13 protein-coding genes and 1 pseudogene are annotated in these 14,147 nt (G+C 66.9%); 8 read left to right on the forward strand and 6 right to left on the reverse strand.

All coding sequences use genetic code 11. The features are described from left to right. Positions 1–12: 12 nt before the first annotated feature. Complete coding sequence (locus tag AC1DN0_RS16420) at positions 13–999, reverse strand: 2Fe-2S iron-sulfur cluster-binding protein (protein ID WP_441633204.1); 987 nt, start codon at positions 997–999, stop codon at positions 13–15. A gap of 117 nt (positions 1,000–1,116) precedes the next feature. On the opposite strand from AC1DN0_RS16420, the gene AC1DN0_RS16425 reads away from it, so the two are divergent. After that, the gene (locus tag AC1DN0_RS16425) at positions 1,117–2,019 is read left to right on the forward strand and encodes a LysR family transcriptional regulator (RefSeq protein ID WP_441633206.1); all 903 of its coding nucleotides are present in this window, start codon (positions 1,117–1,119) and stop codon (positions 2,017–2,019) included. 84 nt (positions 2,020–2,103) lie between these two features. Here the strand turns inward: AC1DN0_RS16425 and AC1DN0_RS16430 are convergent, their stop codons facing one another. Beyond that, positions 2,104–2,997 carry a LysR family transcriptional regulator gene (locus AC1DN0_RS16430; RefSeq protein WP_441633208.1) on the reverse strand — a complete coding sequence of 298 codons (894 nt, stop codon included), beginning with the start codon at positions 2,995–2,997 and terminating at the stop codon, positions 2,104–2,106. Between the two features lie 45 nt (positions 2,998–3,042). Beyond that, a complete protein-coding gene (locus AC1DN0_RS16435) occupies positions 3,043–3,273 on the reverse strand; it encodes a hypothetical protein (RefSeq protein WP_441633210.1) in 231 nt (76 codons plus the stop codon). A 73-nt stretch (positions 3,274–3,346) separates the two neighbouring features. Between AC1DN0_RS16435 and AC1DN0_RS16440 the strand changes: the two genes are divergently transcribed. Genes AC1DN0_RS16440 through AC1DN0_RS16455 form a run of 4 tightly spaced genes read left to right on the forward strand, consistent with a single transcriptional unit; the run spans position 3,347 to position 8,017 of the window. Next, complete coding sequence (locus AC1DN0_RS16440) at positions 3,347–5,437, forward strand: FUSC family protein (RefSeq protein ID WP_441633211.1); 2,091 nt, start codon at positions 3,347–3,349, stop codon at positions 5,435–5,437. After that, positions 5,431–5,643 (forward strand): DUF1656 domain-containing protein, encoded by a 213-nt coding sequence (locus tag AC1DN0_RS16445; protein WP_045235883.1) that lies wholly within the window; start codon positions 5,431–5,433, stop codon positions 5,641–5,643. The genes AC1DN0_RS16440 and AC1DN0_RS16445 overlap by 7 nt, the downstream gene beginning before the upstream one ends. Further along, a complete protein-coding gene (locus tag AC1DN0_RS16450; RefSeq protein ID WP_477145851.1) occupies positions 5,640–6,548 on the forward strand; it encodes an efflux RND transporter periplasmic adaptor subunit in 909 nt (302 codons plus the stop codon). The genes AC1DN0_RS16445 and AC1DN0_RS16450 overlap by 4 nt, the downstream gene beginning before the upstream one ends. Further along, positions 6,545–8,017: an efflux transporter outer membrane subunit gene (locus AC1DN0_RS16455; protein ID WP_441633215.1), complete on the forward strand. Its 1,473-nt coding sequence runs from the start codon at positions 6,545–6,547 to the stop codon at positions 8,015–8,017. The genes AC1DN0_RS16450 and AC1DN0_RS16455 overlap by 4 nt, the downstream gene beginning before the upstream one ends. On the opposite strand, the gene AC1DN0_RS16460 is transcribed toward AC1DN0_RS16455, so the two are convergent. Continuing rightward, positions 8,014–8,940, reverse strand: coding sequence for a LysR family transcriptional regulator (locus AC1DN0_RS16460; RefSeq protein WP_441633217.1), 927 nt, complete (start codon positions 8,938–8,940; stop codon positions 8,014–8,016). The genes AC1DN0_RS16455 and AC1DN0_RS16460 overlap by 4 nt on opposite strands. Positions 8,941–9,110: 170 nt before the next feature. Here AC1DN0_RS16460 and AC1DN0_RS16465 point away from each other — a divergent pair, with 170 nt between their 5' ends. Then, complete coding sequence (locus tag AC1DN0_RS16465; protein ID WP_441633219.1) at positions 9,111–10,082, forward strand: pyridoxal-phosphate dependent enzyme; 972 nt, start codon at positions 9,111–9,113, stop codon at positions 10,080–10,082. An 18-nt stretch (positions 10,083–10,100) separates the two neighbouring features. Here AC1DN0_RS16465 and AC1DN0_RS16470 read toward each other — a convergent pair. Then, positions 10,101–10,556: pseudogene (locus tag AC1DN0_RS16470) on the reverse strand (alpha-ketoglutarate permease); the annotation flags it as partial. 177 nt (positions 10,557–10,733) lie between these two features. Between AC1DN0_RS16470 and AC1DN0_RS16475 the strand changes: the two are divergent. After that, a complete protein-coding gene (locus tag AC1DN0_RS16475; RefSeq protein ID WP_441633221.1) occupies positions 10,734–11,084 on the forward strand; it encodes a hypothetical protein in 351 nt (116 codons plus the stop codon). Between the two features lie 97 nt (positions 11,085–11,181). Then, positions 11,182–11,382, forward strand: coding sequence for a hypothetical protein (locus AC1DN0_RS16480; protein WP_428180234.1), 201 nt, complete (start codon positions 11,182–11,184; stop codon positions 11,380–11,382). Positions 11,383–11,496: 114 nt separating this feature from the next. Here AC1DN0_RS16480 and AC1DN0_RS16485 read toward each other — a convergent pair whose 3' ends face one another. Continuing rightward, positions 11,497–14,004, reverse strand: a complete 2,508-nt coding sequence (locus AC1DN0_RS16485) for a GcvT family protein (RefSeq protein WP_477111826.1) — start codon at positions 14,002–14,004, stop codon at positions 11,497–11,499. Positions 14,005–14,147 lie beyond the last annotated feature (143 nt).

Genomic DNA, 14,147 nt, shown 5'->3' on the forward strand with positions numbered 1-14,147 from the left:
TGTCGGGATGTCTCAGACGCCGCTGGCATGGAATGCGTCGGCGTGGATGTGCTCGGGATCGATGCCTCTCTGCCTGAGCAGGATGGAGGCGGCGTCGACCATGACAGGGGCRCCGGCGAGATAGGCGCGCCAGCCGCCCATATGTGCCCAGTCGTCAGCGACCGCCTTGGTCACCACGCCGCCCCGGAAGCCGTCGCCGTCGCCGGCTGCCGCCACCACTACATGCACGTGCAGCGCGGCGTGGCGCGCCTGCAGTTCGCGTAGCCACTCCAGGCCATACACGTCCGCCTGCGTGCGGACACCAAAGTAGACATGCACGGGATTGCGCATGCCGGCATCGAGCATGCCGCGCAGGATCGACAGGATCGGGGCGAGGCCGGTGCCGCCGGCAATGCACACTACCGGGCCGTCGCACTTGCGCCGCAAGTAGGCCGTGCCCAGCGGACCGCTGACGCGGATGGCATCGCCGACCTTCAACTCCGACGCCACATAGGACGTGACGCGCCCGTCGGGCACCAGCCGGATGTGAAACTCGAGTTCATCGGCGCCATGGGCGACCGCCATCGAGTAGGGGCGGATATGGCGCGGCGTGAACTGCAGCGTCGCGTACTGCCCGGGCGAGAAGTCGAGCGGCTTCGGAATTCCCACGCGAACGCGCTTGATGTCATGTGTGAGGTCATCCAGGCCGGTCACCGTGCCTTTGAGGATCTTTGCCGGGTGCACCACGACTTCGTCGAGTTCGGGAATCTCGATCGCGCAGCTTTCCACCAGCGTGGTCTGGCACGCCAGCACCGTATCCCCCGCCGCCATGGGCGCGCGGGAATCCTCCGGCCCGGCAACCAGCGCGCGGCCGCCCACCATCTTGCAGCGGCAGGTGCCGCATCGTCCCGCCATGCAGCTGTATGAAATAGGAACCTGGTTGGCGCGCAGCACGTCCAGCAGGTTGTCGCCGGGCTGCACGTGGAGCGTGCGCGCGAGCGGATGAATGGATACTTCCATGGGGCTTTGTCTCCAACGATGCTTGCTGTCGTTGTCCGCATATTGGCGCGGCAGGTAAAATAAATAAATAGAAGGAAGGTGATACGTCATATCACTGTGAGTGATAAAGGAGGCGGAATGGAACTGCGGGAAATCGACCTGAACCTGCTGGTCGTGTTCAACGAATTGCTTCGCCTGCGCCGCGTTTCCGCGGTGGCGGAGGCGCTGGGCATTTCCCAGCCCGCCATCAGCAACGCGCTCAATCGCTTGCGCAAGCTGCTTGGCGACGAACTGTTCCTGCGGACATCCAGGGGCATGGTGCCCACGCCGTTCGCGGAGAATCTCGCGGAGCCGATCGGCTATGCGCTTGGTGCCATCCACAACACGCTCAATGCGCAGTCAGCCTTCGAGCCGGCATCGAGCACGCGCAACTTCACCATCGCCATGACGGATATCGGCGAGATCTATTTCCTGCCTGACCTGATGAAGCGGCTGTCGAAGGTGGCGCCGGGCGTGACCATCAGCACGGTGCGCAACCATACGGTCAACTTGCGCGAGGAGATGGAAAGCGGGCGCGTCGACCTGGCGATCGGCTTCATGCCGGATCTCAAGGCCGGTTTCTTCCAGCGGCGCCTGTTCCGGCAGCGTTACGTCTGCATTTTCAGGAAGGGCCATCCGCTGGCGCGCGAGGGCATGACGATCGGTTCGTTCAGCAACGCCGAGCATGTGGCGATCGTGGCGGCCGGGACCGGCCACAGCATGGTGGACGAAGTGATCCAGCGCGCGGGGGTGCCGCGGCAGGTGCGCCTGCGGGTGCCGCACTTCGTGGCGGTGGGCCATATCCTGCAGACGACGGACATGATTGCGGTAGTGCCGGAGGCCTATGCGGAGCGGACGCTAAAGCCCTTTGGCCTGGAGGCGGCGGCGTGCCCGGTCAAGATTCCCGATATTGTGATCAACGTGCTCTGGCATGCCCGGAACAATCGGGAGCCGGCCAGCCAGTGGTTGCGGCAGTTGGTGTTTGAGGCGTTCTCGAAGTAAATGTGTCGCCGGAGGCGATTCCTGATTCCCGCTCCCATGGGAAAGGCGGCGTCAGCATTCCCCGCCTGCCCACAAGACCCACCCTCAAGCCCCCAGAACTTCCGCGCATACCGACAACCACGCCCGCGCCGCGTGCGACTGATACCGTCCCTGCGCCCAGATATGCGCCAGCGCCCAGTCCATGGTGGGCTCCGTCAGCCGCGCCACGGCCAGCTTGTCCTCGAGCTGCAGCTTGGACAGCAGCGGCTGCGGCAGGAAGGTRGTGCCCAGCCCGGCCGCCGCCATCGAGGCGAGGAATTCCCAGTGTCCGCTTTGCGCCACGACCCGCGGTTCGATGCGGGCCTCGAGGAAGGCTTGCCGCAGCTTCCGGGTCAGGGAGAAGTCTTCTGTCAGCAGCAGCAGGGGCTCGTCGCGCAGCGCCGCCAGGGTGACGGTCTTGTTCTTGGCCCAGCTGGCCTTGCGTGATCCCGCCACCCAGATCGGATACTTGGCGAACTCGCGCGTGGCCAGGGCAAGGTCGCTATCCCTGGGCAACACCGTTGCGCCGACTTCAAGCTCCCCACTCGCCACTTGCTGTTCCACCATGTGGCCGCCATGCTCGGCGAGGTTCAGGTCCAGGTTGGGATAGCGCTGGCGGAAGGCGCTGACGGCCGGCGAGAAGAACAGGTTGGCCATGGGCGGAATCCCTACCGTGAGCTGGCCACGGCCCAGGGAGGAGAGGTCGGCCACTTCCAGCGTGAGCCGGTGCACCACGCCCAGCGCTTCCTGCCCGCGTTCGTAGACCACCCGCCCCACGTCGGTCAACTGGACCTGCTTGCCCGCGCGGATCAGCAGCGGCTGGCCAATCTCGTCTTCCAGCTGCCGCACCATCTTGCTGATGGTGGACTGCGTGACGAACAGGGAGGTTGCCGCCTGGGTGAAGCTCTTGAGGCGCACGGTTTCCACAAAGTACCGCAGGGCACGGATATCGATGGGCATGGGGGACTTCCTTTGCCATGAAAAAAGCGAATATGATTGGCAATTTTAAATCATGTTCGGAATGGCCGCCAGTTGGCTACACTTCTTTTCTATGCGGCGCCGGGCTGCCGTTGCAGGAACCCGGCGCCGGATCTGGAAGCCAAGGAAGACAAGATGAATGCCCGTGCGCAAACGCGCCCAACCGCCATCGCCGCCCCCCGTGCGATGCGCCTGCGTCCCGTTGCACGCCGCCTTGGGCGGAACACCTAGCCGGCCGGCCCGATCGTCCTGGTTCATCGCCCCTGTCCGCCAGCGTGCCACGCCGGCGTGAATACATCGAGCGCCCCCCAAAAAACAACAGGTTCGCGTCATGCCTAGCTGGCCGAGCGCACGGCAGTGGCTCTTTTCGCTGAAAGCATTCGCCGCTTCGATGCTGGCGCTTTATATCGCGCTGGCACTGGGCTTGCCCCGCCCGTACTGGGCCATGGCAACCGTCTATTTCGTGTCGCATCCGCTGACGGGCGCCACCCGCTCCAAGGCGGCCTATCGCGTGGTGGGCACGCTGCTGGGCGCGACCGCCGCCGTGGTCACGGTGCCCTTGCTGGTCAACGCGCCCGTCATGCTGATGGGRGCGATCGCACTCTGGACCGGCGCCTTGCTCTATCTCTCGCTGCTGCAACGCACGCCGCGCAGCTATGTGTTCCTGCTGGCGGCCTACACGCTGCCGATCGTGGCGCTGCCCTCGGTCAGCGAACCCGCGCAGGTCTTCGACATTGCCGTTGCGCGCATCGAGGAGATTGTCATCGGCATCGTCTGCGCCGGCATGGTGGGCGCCATCGTCTTTCCGGCAAAGGTGGCACCGGCGCTGCGCGCCCGCTCCGCCACCTGGCTGGCGGACGCGGCGCTCTGGGCAACCGACATGTTGTCCGCCGATCCGGACGCCAATGCCACGCGCCATGGCAGCCGCCACCGGCTGGCCGCCGATATCCTCGCGCTGGACCAGTTGATCACACAGCTGTCCTACGACACGGAAAGCGCGGACACCCTGCGCCATGCGCGCGCCTTGCGCGAGCGGATGACGATGCTGCTGCCTGTGCTGTCTTCGCTGGCGGCTGTCCTGCAGGCCCTGCGGCGCCACACGGCCGGCATTCCGGAGCACCTGGCACGCCATATGGCCGACATGTCGGGCTGGATCCGCGCTGGCTTCGATGGCCCGCCGCCCGCGCTGGAGCCGGCGGCCGGGCCGTGGGCCGGATACGGGAAGGCGCCGGGCTGGCATGCCGGCCTGGTCGCCACCGCCAACGATCACCTGCGCAAGCTGGCGGAGGTGTGCGAAGACTGCCACGCCTTGCAGCGCGGCATCGGCGACCAGGCGGCGGGCGCGGCGGCGGCGCACCGCGGCCGCAGTAGCCACCGAGCCGACCGTGCGGACCGGGCGCATCACCACGATCACGCCATGCTGCTGTTCTATGCGTGCTCGACCAGCCTCGCCGTGTTCTGCGCGGGGATGCTGTGGATCGTCTCGGGATGGGAGGACGGGGCGGGGTCGGTCGCGGTGGCGTCGATCGCGTGCTGCTTCTTTGCCACCATCGAGGAGCCGCGGCCGGTGGCGCATTCCTTTTTGCGCTGGAGCTGTTTCTGTTTCGCCGTCTCTTCCTTCTACCTGTTCCTGGTGGTGCCGAACGCGCACAACTTCGAAACCCTGGTGGGCATGCTGGCGGTGCCCTACATGGGCATCGGCATGCTGATCTCGCGGCCGGGCTTCAACCTGATCGCCATGCTGCTGTCGGTCAATACGGCCTCCTTCGCCAATGTGCAGAGTGTCTACGATACGAATTTCCTTGGTACCTTCAACAGCAGCCTTGCCAGTATCGGCGGCATGCTGTTCGCGCCGCTGTGGGCCATGGCCACGCGGCCGTTCGGCGCCCGCGTGGCCGCGCACCGGCTGATCCGCGCCAGCTGGAAGGACCTGGCGCAGGCCGCGACCCGGCGCGAGCCCGGCGAGCAGGCAAAGCTGGGTGGCCGCATGCTCGACCGGCTCAGCCAGCTCGTGCCCCGGCTCGCGGCCAGCGACGACAAGATGTCGTCGGATGGCTTTGCCGAACTGCAGGTCGGGTTTGGCGCGCTGGCGCTGCAGCGCAACCTGCCAGCCTTGCGCCCGGCCGCGCGCCGGGGCGTGACCAGGGTGCTGAATGCGGTTGCGCTGCATTTCCGCGCACGGCTGAAAGCCGGGCATGCGATGGCGCCCCCGGACGCGCTGTCCGAGCGGATCGACAAGGCGATTCGCGAGGTCGCCCTGCAATCCGACAGCGCGGGAGCCCTGGGCGAGAGCGCCCGCCATGCGCTCGCCGCGCTGATCGCCCTCCGTGTCACCTTATATCCGGCGGAGCCGGCGACGGCGCGGCCGGCGGATGCCTTGCCCGGCTTGCCGCTTCCCTTGCAGGCGGAACACAAATGCTGAGCGCGGAAATCGATATCTACGGCGTGTTCGTGCCGGGCCTGCTCGCGCTGATGCTGCTCACCTTTGCCATCACCGCCGGCATGCGCGCGGTGCTCGCCCGCGTGGGTTTCTACCGGCTGGTCTGGCACCGGTCGCTGTTCAATCTCGCCCTTTACCTGATCGTGCTGGGTGGCGTGGTCGCCATGGCCCGCTCGCTGCAATCATGAAACTCAAATTCCGTTTGTTGGGCCCCGTACTGCTGACCGTGCTTGCCACGGTTGCCGCCCTGTTCGTCGTCCGGCACCTGTGGGACTACTACACCATCGCGCCATGGACGCGCGATGGCCACGTGCGCGCCGACGTGGTGCAGGTTGCCCCCGATGTTTCCGGGCTGGTCACGCACATCCTGGTCAAGGACAACCAGCGCGTGCGGCGCGGGCAGGTGCTGTTCGTGATCGACCAGGACCGCTATCAGCTGGCGCTGCAACAAGCCATGGCGACGGCAGCCGCGCAGCGCGCGACGCTGGCGCAGGCGCGCCGGGAGGCCGCCCGCAACCGCAACCTGTCCGRGGTGGTCGCCACGGAAGTGGTGGAGGAAGGGCAGGCCAGGGTGCAGCAGGGCGAAGCGGCGCTGGCGCAAGCCGAAGCCGCCGTCGCCCTGGCGAAACTCAACCTTGCCCGCACCAGCGTGGTCAGCCCGGTGGAAGGCTTTCTCAACGACCGCCTGCCGCGGCTGGGCGACTACGTCACCACGGGCCGGCCCGTGCTGTCGATGGTCGACACGGACTCCTTCCACGTCGAAGGGTATTTCGAGGAGACCAAGCTGCACGGCATCCGCATCGGGAACCCCGTCACGGTGCGCATCATGGGCGAGCGCACCCTCCTGCACGGACATGTGCAGAGCATTGCCGCCGGCATCGAGGACCGCGACCGCAGCAACGGCTCCAACCTGTTGCCGAACGTGAACCCCACTTTCAACTGGGTGCGGCTGGCGCAGCGGGTGCCGGTGCGCATCGTGCTTGACGACGTGCCATCCGGGGTGCGGCTCGTATCGGGCCGCACGGCGACGGTGTCCGTGGCGGAGCCCCGCAAGGGCATTCCCGTCCTGCGTGACGAGGAGGGCGCGCGATGAGCAAGTTCCGCCTGGCCTTGCTGCCCACGCTGGCGCCGCTGCTGTTCGCCTGCACCACGGTGGGCCCCGATTACCACGTGCCCGAGCAAGCCGCCGTGCGCGCGCCGGAGGCCAACGGCCCCTTGCTTGGCACGGCGAACCCGGCCGTCTCCGTCGCGCCGGTGCCGGACGACTGGTGGCGCCTGTATGACGACCCCAGGCTCGACAAGCTGGTCCGGCAGGCGCTGACCGCCAATACCGACCTGCGCGTTGCCGCCGCCAACCTGCGGCGCGCCATTGCGATCTACCACGAGGTCGAGTCGGAGAACCTGCCGCAAGCGGCGTTGTCAGCCAAGGCCGAGCGCGCGCAGATCGCCGGCGAGAGCTTCCTGATCAAAGAGAAGATACCGGTCTTCAATCTGGGCGACTTCGGCTTCTCGGTGTCCTACCTGGTGGATTTCTTCGGCAAGCTGGCCCGCGCCGACGAGGCCGCGCTGGCCAGCGCGGAGGCGAGCCAGGCCGCGCTGGACGCGGCCCGGGTCAGCGTGGTGGCGCAAACCGTGCGCGCCTATGTGCAGGGCTGCGCCGCCACGCATGAGCTGGAAGTGGCGGAGCACCAGCTTGCCTTGCAGTCGCGTGGCGTGGAGATCGCCGGCAAGATGGTGGCCGCCGGCCGTGGCCAGCCCACCGACATGCTGCGTGCCCGGGCGCAAGCCGAGACCCTGCGCGCGGCACTGCCACGCTTCAGGGCGGAAAAGGAAAGCGCGGCGTACCGGCTCGCGGTCATGCTGGGCAAGCCGCCGGCGGCACTGCCCGAGGCCGAATCCGAGTGCAAGGAGGAACCGCGGCTGCGCCAGGCGATTCCGGTAGGGGACGGTGCGACGCTGCTCAAGCGCCGGCCGGACGTACGGCAGGCGGAGCGCGAACTGGCCTCCGCCACGGCGAAGATTGGCGTGGCCACTGCCGATCTCTACCCCTCCATCCGCATCGGCGCGTCGGCCGGCCTGAGCGGCCTGCTCAGCGACCTCGGCACGGGTCCGACCGCCCGCTGGAGCATGGGCCCGCTACTGACCTGGAACCTGCCCACCAACGGCGTGCGCCCGCGCATCCACGGCATGGAAGCCGGCGCTGACGCCGCGCTGGCCCGCTTCGATGGCGTGGTGCTGAAGGCGTTGCAGGAAACCCAGACGGCGCTCAGCGCCTACACCAGCGAACTGGAGCGCAACCAGTCCTTGCGCGTGGCGCGCGACGACGCCAATGAAGTGGCGCGGCAGCACCGGATGCTGTACCAGGCGGGCCGCGTGCCCTATCTGTCCAGTCTCGATGCCGACCGCACACTGGCCGGGGCCGATGCCGCGCTGGCGGCATCGGACAGCCAGGTCGCCATTAACCAGATCAACCTCTTCCTGGCGCTGGGCGGAGGATGGCAGAACAGCCCCAAGGTGGAGGAGCACACTGCGGCAGGCGAGCACCCAAGCGAGCACCACTAGGCATTGCCGCGTGCGGATTTCGCCTTCTTGCCGGTGACGTGCCGCACGGACTCGATAAAGCGCTGGACGCGCGGCGAGCGGCGCGCCGCCGAGTACACGAACTCGATATCGACGCGCTCAGTCAGGTCGGCCAGCGCGATGAAGGCAACAGCCGGTGGCGCATGYAGCTGCGAACTGGCTGGCACCAGCGCGCATCCCATGCCCGCGGCCACCAGCCCGAGGATGGTCGGCGTGTCGGTGCCGATCTGGACGATGTGCGGGGCAAAGCCCGCGTTCGCGCAGGCCGCCATCAGCAGGCTGTGCTGCGCGCTCGATTTTTCCCGGCTGAACCAGACAAAGCGTTCGCCGGCGATATCGGCCAGCCGCCTCGGGCGCCTGGCGGGCGGCGAGGCTTGCGCCGGCACCGCCAGCACGAAGTGCTCCCGGTACAAGCGGATGCCGCTCAGGCTGGCATCGTCCGCCGTGCGCCAGGCCATGATGCCGCCGTCGAGCTCCTCGCTTCTGAGCGCCTGCGCCTGTTGCAATGACAGCAGAGGCTCGATCGACAGCAGGATCTCCGGGTTGTGCTCCCGATAGTGTTCGAGAATCGACAGCGTGACCGGTGAAGCCAGGTAGCTCGGCATGATGCCCAGCCTGAACGAACCGGTCTGCCCCTGCGCAATGCGATGGGCGCGATCGCGCGCCTGTTCCAGCTGCAGCAGGGATTGCTTCGCATCCTGCAGATAGCTCACCCCGGCATCGGTAAGCTGCACCCCCATGGCATGCCGCTCGAACAAAGGGACGCCAATGGCGCCCTCCAGGTCCTGGATCTGCCGCGACAAGGCTGGCTGGGTGATGTTCAGGGCCCGGGAGGCCGCAATGATGCTGCCTTCCTCCGCGACGGCGATGAAGTAGCGTAAGTGCCGGGTTTCGATGTTGCGCATTCGTGCTGTCTTTGCTCCGGGGATCTCGTGCCGCTGGCGAATCCCGTCGCCATGACGGTGCCAGGCCTATGCCTTGAAAGTATAGCTTCCGCATTCAGCAAGCATTTGACCGCATGGCGGTCCGGCTCCTACCATGCAGCATCCCTCATTGCCGAACCAACACGCTTCACATGTCCAATTCTGACCACGCACTGCCGGGCGCCCCTGGCGGGGCAGCGCACGAACCTGACCTGCATATCGTCACGCCGCTGCTGAGATCCACGTCCTATTCGCAGCGGCTGGGCCGGTCGGTGTGGTTCAAGATGGAAGCGCTTCAGCCCCCCGGCTCGTTCAAGGCGAGGGGAATCGGCCATGCTTGCCGGGTCCACAAGGCGCGGGGGGCAAAGCACTTCGTCTGCTCTTCCGGCGGTAATGCCGGCATTGCCGTCGCCTATAGCGGGCGGCTTCTCGGCGTGCCGGTCACTGTCGTCGTGCCCGAAAGCACATCCGCCGCGGCGCGCGAGCGCATCCGCATGGAAGGCGCCGAACTGATCGTTCACGGACGCGCATGGAGCGAGGCAAACGATCACGCGCTCTCGTTGATGAAGCAGGACTACGCATTCATCCATCCCTTCGACGATCCCCTGCTTTGGGAAGGCCACGCGACCATGATCGACGAGGTCGCTGCCACCGGCATCAAGCCCGGCGCCGCGGTGTTGTCGGTGGGTGGCGGCGGCTTGCTGTGCGGCGTGCTCGCCGGGCTGCACCGGAACGGCTGGGGCGACGTGCCGGTCATTGCGGCCGAGACCGTTGGCGCCGAATCCTACGCGGCCTCGCTGGCGGCAGGCGCGCCGGTGGAACTGCCGGCAGTCACCAGCATTGCGACCTCGTTGGGGGCGAAGCGCCCTTGCGACAAGGCGGTCGAGTGGTCCACGCGGCATCCGATCGTCAGCCAGGTGGTCTCGGACAAGGCCGCGGTCAGCGCATGCCTGCGCTTCCTGGCGGAGCACCGCATCGTCGTGGAGCCGGCGTGCGGCGCGGCATTGGCTGCCCTGGAGCAACGGCCGGCGGCGGTGATGGCGGCAACGGATGTGCTGGTCATCGTTTGCGGCGGCGCGGGCGCGACTGCTGAACAATTGCAGGCATGGGGGTGCGAGGGCTAGCGCTTCCCGCCGCTCGCCTCAATCCTCGTGGCGCAGGTGCCTGGCTTCCCGTGGCAGGCGCAAGCTGACCACGAACGCCAGGGCCATCATTGCCGTCACGTACCAGTAGAAGGACGATTGGTGCCCCGCCGATTTCAAGGCCAGCGTCACGTATTCGGCCGAGCCGCCGAAGATCGCATTGGAGATGGCATAGGCAAGTCCCACGCCGAGCGCGCCGAAGGCCAGCATATTGCTGCGCCGGCCGATGCGGTCCGACAAGGCGCCGGACAGCGGCTGCATGCACATGTAGAGGAACAGGCAGCCGGTCATCGCCGTGCTTGCCGTCCTGATGGACATGCCCGCGGAGTTCATCAGGTACTTCTGCATATACGTGGTGAACGTACAGAAGATCAGCGAGCCGCCGGCGGGCGCCGGCCCCGTTGCGGCAAAGGACTTCGCCTGGTTGTGGATTGTGAAAAAAACGACTGAAGACGAGACGTTTAATTCATCACAGGAATGATTCGCCGTGACTACACTATGGACCTGTACCGCGCTGCTCATCGCGCCGGTGCAGATCAAAAGGCGAAACAGACGACATGCGGGACGCAGATCCGCCTATCCCGCTCCACGTTAAGTGGAAAGTGCCGCCAAATTCTGGAATCAAGCAGCATCATGAACAAGAAGCTCTTCACGACCCTCGTTTCCGCAGCCGCCTTCGGTGTCTGCGTACTGGCATCGACGCAAGCCAACGCAACGGGTCCGAAAGATAGCACCAGCGCCGGCGACAAGTACGGCTACGCACTGCACAACGGCAAGCGCGACCCGTTCACCGACGGCGCACGCGTCAATGACCGCCGCGATGCGTTTACCGACGGTGCGCGTGCCAACGACCGCCGCGACCCGTTCACGGACGGCGCGCATGGCGGCGTCTCCGCGGCTCTGGAACTTGCCGGCCGCGACCTGTCCGGCGTGTCGGCTTCGCCGGCGCATGGCGCGGCAGCCAACAGCCAGGCCAGCGCCTGATACAGCGCGGCCGGTCCGGCCCCTGGGTTCCCTCGCCCGGGGGGCTGGCCAGCAAGTATCAAGATCCCCGATTGCTATCCCTGTCTCAAGACAAATCATGAAAACCATCGTGCTGGCGCTGCTTAGCGTCACCGCCCTCGCTTCCTCGTTGCCGGCCCTTGCCGGTCCGGACTGGACCGTCATCGAGCGCGCTCGCGCCCAGAAGCAGGCGCAAGCGAAGCAGCAAGCGCAGACCCCCTGCGCGCTGAAGTCCAATCAAGCGGCTGCCGCTCCCGGCGCCGACGGCAAGTCAAGCTGAGCATTGCCACCGGGGTGCCGGCATCGCACGCGGTTCGGCTGGACACCAGTGTCCGGCTCCTGTTACGCGGCACCCCGGCGCTCCGCACGCCATTTCACCGCGCGCATCAGCGCATCACACCCTGACCCTGGCGTTGCCCGGATCGTAAGGCGGCCGCAGATGCACGCTGGCAGGTATTAATTCGCCAGCCAGGTCAACGTGGTACTTGCCGGCGGCGATCCATTCCGCATTGGCCGCGCCATCTTCACGCTGCAGCAGCGCCAGGCCCACCGGGCAACCGAGCGTATGGCCGAAGGCCGCCGAGGTGATAAAGCCGGCCGGGCGTACCGTGCCATCCGGACCGGTGCGCAGCACCGCCTCTCCGCCCCACAGCATGGCCTGGCTGGCGCCGTCCAGCGTCAGCACGGCCACGCGCCGTTTCACCTGGGCGCCGCCGCCTGACGCGCGCAGCTTCAGCAGCGCTTCACGTCCCCGGAAAAGAATCGGCTTGTCCAGTTTGCAGGCGAAGGACAGCCCGGCCTCGAAGGGATGGATGCCGGTGGTCAGCTCGCGGCTCCAGGCGCGGTAGCCTTTTTCGATGCGCAGCGATTCGATGGCGTAGTAGCCGGCATTAACCAGCCCGAGCGGTTTGCCCGCTGCGTGCAAGGTCTCGTAGACGCCTACGGCGAACTCCACGGGCACATACAGTTCCCACCCAAGCTCGCCTACATATGTCAGGCGCGTCGCGCGCACGGTGGCGTAGCCCAGGTCGATCTCGCGCGAGCTGCCGAAGGGAAAGGCCGCGCTGGAGAAGTCCGCGCGCGAGACGCTCTGCAACAGCTCGCGCGAGCGCGGTCCCATCACCGCCAGCACCGCGTACTGGCCGGTTACGTCGACGATGGCGCAACGCTGGTCGGCGGGGATCAGCCGTTCGATGTAGCTGAAATCGCGCGTGGTCTGCGCCGAGCCTGTCACCAGCAGGTACTGGTCTTGCGCCAGCCGGGTCACGGTCAGGTCGGACTCATAGGTGCCGCCTTCGTTGAGCATCGCGGTGTAGACCGTCTGCCCCGGCGGCACTGCAACGTCGTTGCTCATCAGTTGCTGCAGCACGGCCTCGGCATCGGCGCCCTTGACGATGTACTTGGAGAAGGAGCTCATGTCGAACAGCGCCACGCCCTCGCGGCAGGCGCGATGCTCGGCGCCGCTCCATGGCAGCCAGTTTTGCTGGCCGAACGCGTACCGGATCTCCGGCGTCTCCCCGGCGGGCGCAAAGAAGTTCGGCCGCTCCCAGCCCATCTTGCTGCCGAAACTGGCGCCGGCGTCGCGCAGGTGGGCGTACAGCGGCGAGCGGCGGAAAGGCCGCGCGGTATCGAGTTCGCGATTGGGCCAGGGCATGGCGTAATGCAGTCCCAGGGTTTCCTTGACGCGGTCGTGCAGCCAGCTTTCGTTGCCGTTGAAGCCGGCAAAGCGGCGGATGTCGACCGGCCACAGGTCCATGGTGGGCTCGCCCGCCACGATCCACTCCGCCAGCGCCATGCCGGCGCCGCCAGCCGAGGCAATGCCCATCGAGTTGAAGCCCGCGCCCACGTAGAAGTGACGCAGCTCGGGCGCTTCGCCCAGGATGAAGTTGTTGTCTGGCGTGAAGGACTCGGGGCCGTTGTAGAACTGCTTCACCTGGGCCGTTTCCAGCGCCGGCACGCGCTGCAGCGCGTTCTGCATCAGGATCTCGAACTGGTCCCAGTCGTCGGGCAGGAGCTGGAACTCGAACGGCTCGGGAATGCCTTGCATGCCCCAGGGTTTGGCGTTGGGCTCGAAACCGCCCATCACCAGCCCGCCCACTTCCTCCTTGAAGTAAATAAACCCGTCCGGGTCGCGCATCACCGGCAGGTCCGGGTGCACGCCGGCAATGCGCTCGGTGACGATGTAGTAATGCTCGGCCGAATGCAGCGGCACGGTCACGCCGCACAGGCGGCCTACCTGCCTGGCCCACTGGCCTGCGCAGTTCACCACGATTTCCGCCTCGATACGGCCGCCCGCGCCCTGCTTGTCCTGCCAGCTCACACCCGCGGCGCGGCCGTCACGGGTATGGATCGCCGTGACCTTGGTGTCCTGCACGATGACCGCGCCGCGGCTGCGGGCGCCGCGCGCCAGCGCCTGGGTGAGATCGGTGGGATTCGCCTTGCCATCGCCAGGCAGCCACACCGCGCCGTGCAGGTCGTCCGTGCGCATCACTGGCCACAGCTCGCCGGCCTGGCGGGGGGAGATCACCTCGCAATCCACGCCGTAAGCACGCGCCACCGCCGCCGTGCGCTTGAGCTGGGTCATGCGCTCGGCGGTGCGCGCCACCGAAAGCGAGCCGCACTGCTTCCAGCCGGTGCCCAGTCCGGTCTCCGCTTCCAGCTCGCTATAGAGGCGCGTCGAATAGCGGATCAGTCTGGTCATGCTCTCCTGTGCGCGCAACTGCCCGACCAGGCCGGCCGCGTGCCAGGTGGTGCCGCAGGAGAGCTGGCCCTGTTCGAGCAGCACCACGTCTTTCCAGCCCAGCTTGGTGAGGTGATAGGCCACGCTGCAGCCAATGATGCCGCCGCCGATGATGACGACGCGGGCGTGCTCGGGAACGGGGCGGCGATAAGACGCGGACATAGGGGCACCTGTGGAGAAAGCGCGCCGGGAGGCGCTGTATCTGTTTGCCACAGTTTGCCAATAAAAAACACAAAACGCAACAAAACGGCGCGTGCGCCGGCAGGCCACTGAGTTGGCGCGGCGCAGGGAAGGAGGAGATGGGA

It is taken from the genome of Cupriavidus sp. 05N39 (genome assembly GCF_056397325.1).

What these genes read in the sequence shown, in the direction of transcription:
- AC1DN0_RS16435 (WP_441633210.1), bottom strand. Translation starts at nt 3,273, where the DNA reads ATGAACCAGGACGATCGGGCCGGCCGGCTAGGTGTTCCGCCCAAGGCG.
- AC1DN0_RS16455 (WP_441633215.1), top strand. Translation starts at nt 6,545, where the DNA reads ATGAGCAAGTTCCGCCTGGCCTTGCTGCCCACGCTGGCGCCGCTGCTG.
- AC1DN0_RS16485 (WP_477111826.1), bottom strand. Translation starts at nt 14,004, where the DNA reads ATGTCCGCGTCTTATCGCCGCCCCGTTCCCGAGCACGCCCGCGTCGTC.
- AC1DN0_RS16475 (WP_441633221.1), top strand. Translation starts at nt 10,734, where the DNA reads ATGAACAAGAAGCTCTTCACGACCCTCGTTTCCGCAGCCGCCTTCGGT.
- AC1DN0_RS16480 (WP_428180234.1), top strand. Translation starts at nt 11,182, where the DNA reads ATGAAAACCATCGTGCTGGCGCTGCTTAGCGTCACCGCCCTCGCTTCC.
- AC1DN0_RS16465 (WP_441633219.1), top strand. Translation starts at nt 9,111, where the DNA reads ATGTCCAATTCTGACCACGCACTGCCGGGCGCCCCTGGCGGGGCAGCG.
- AC1DN0_RS16445 (WP_045235883.1), top strand. Translation starts at nt 5,431, where the DNA reads ATGCTGAGCGCGGAAATCGATATCTACGGCGTGTTCGTGCCGGGCCTG.
- AC1DN0_RS16425 (WP_441633206.1), top strand. Translation starts at nt 1,117, where the DNA reads ATGGAACTGCGGGAAATCGACCTGAACCTGCTGGTCGTGTTCAACGAA.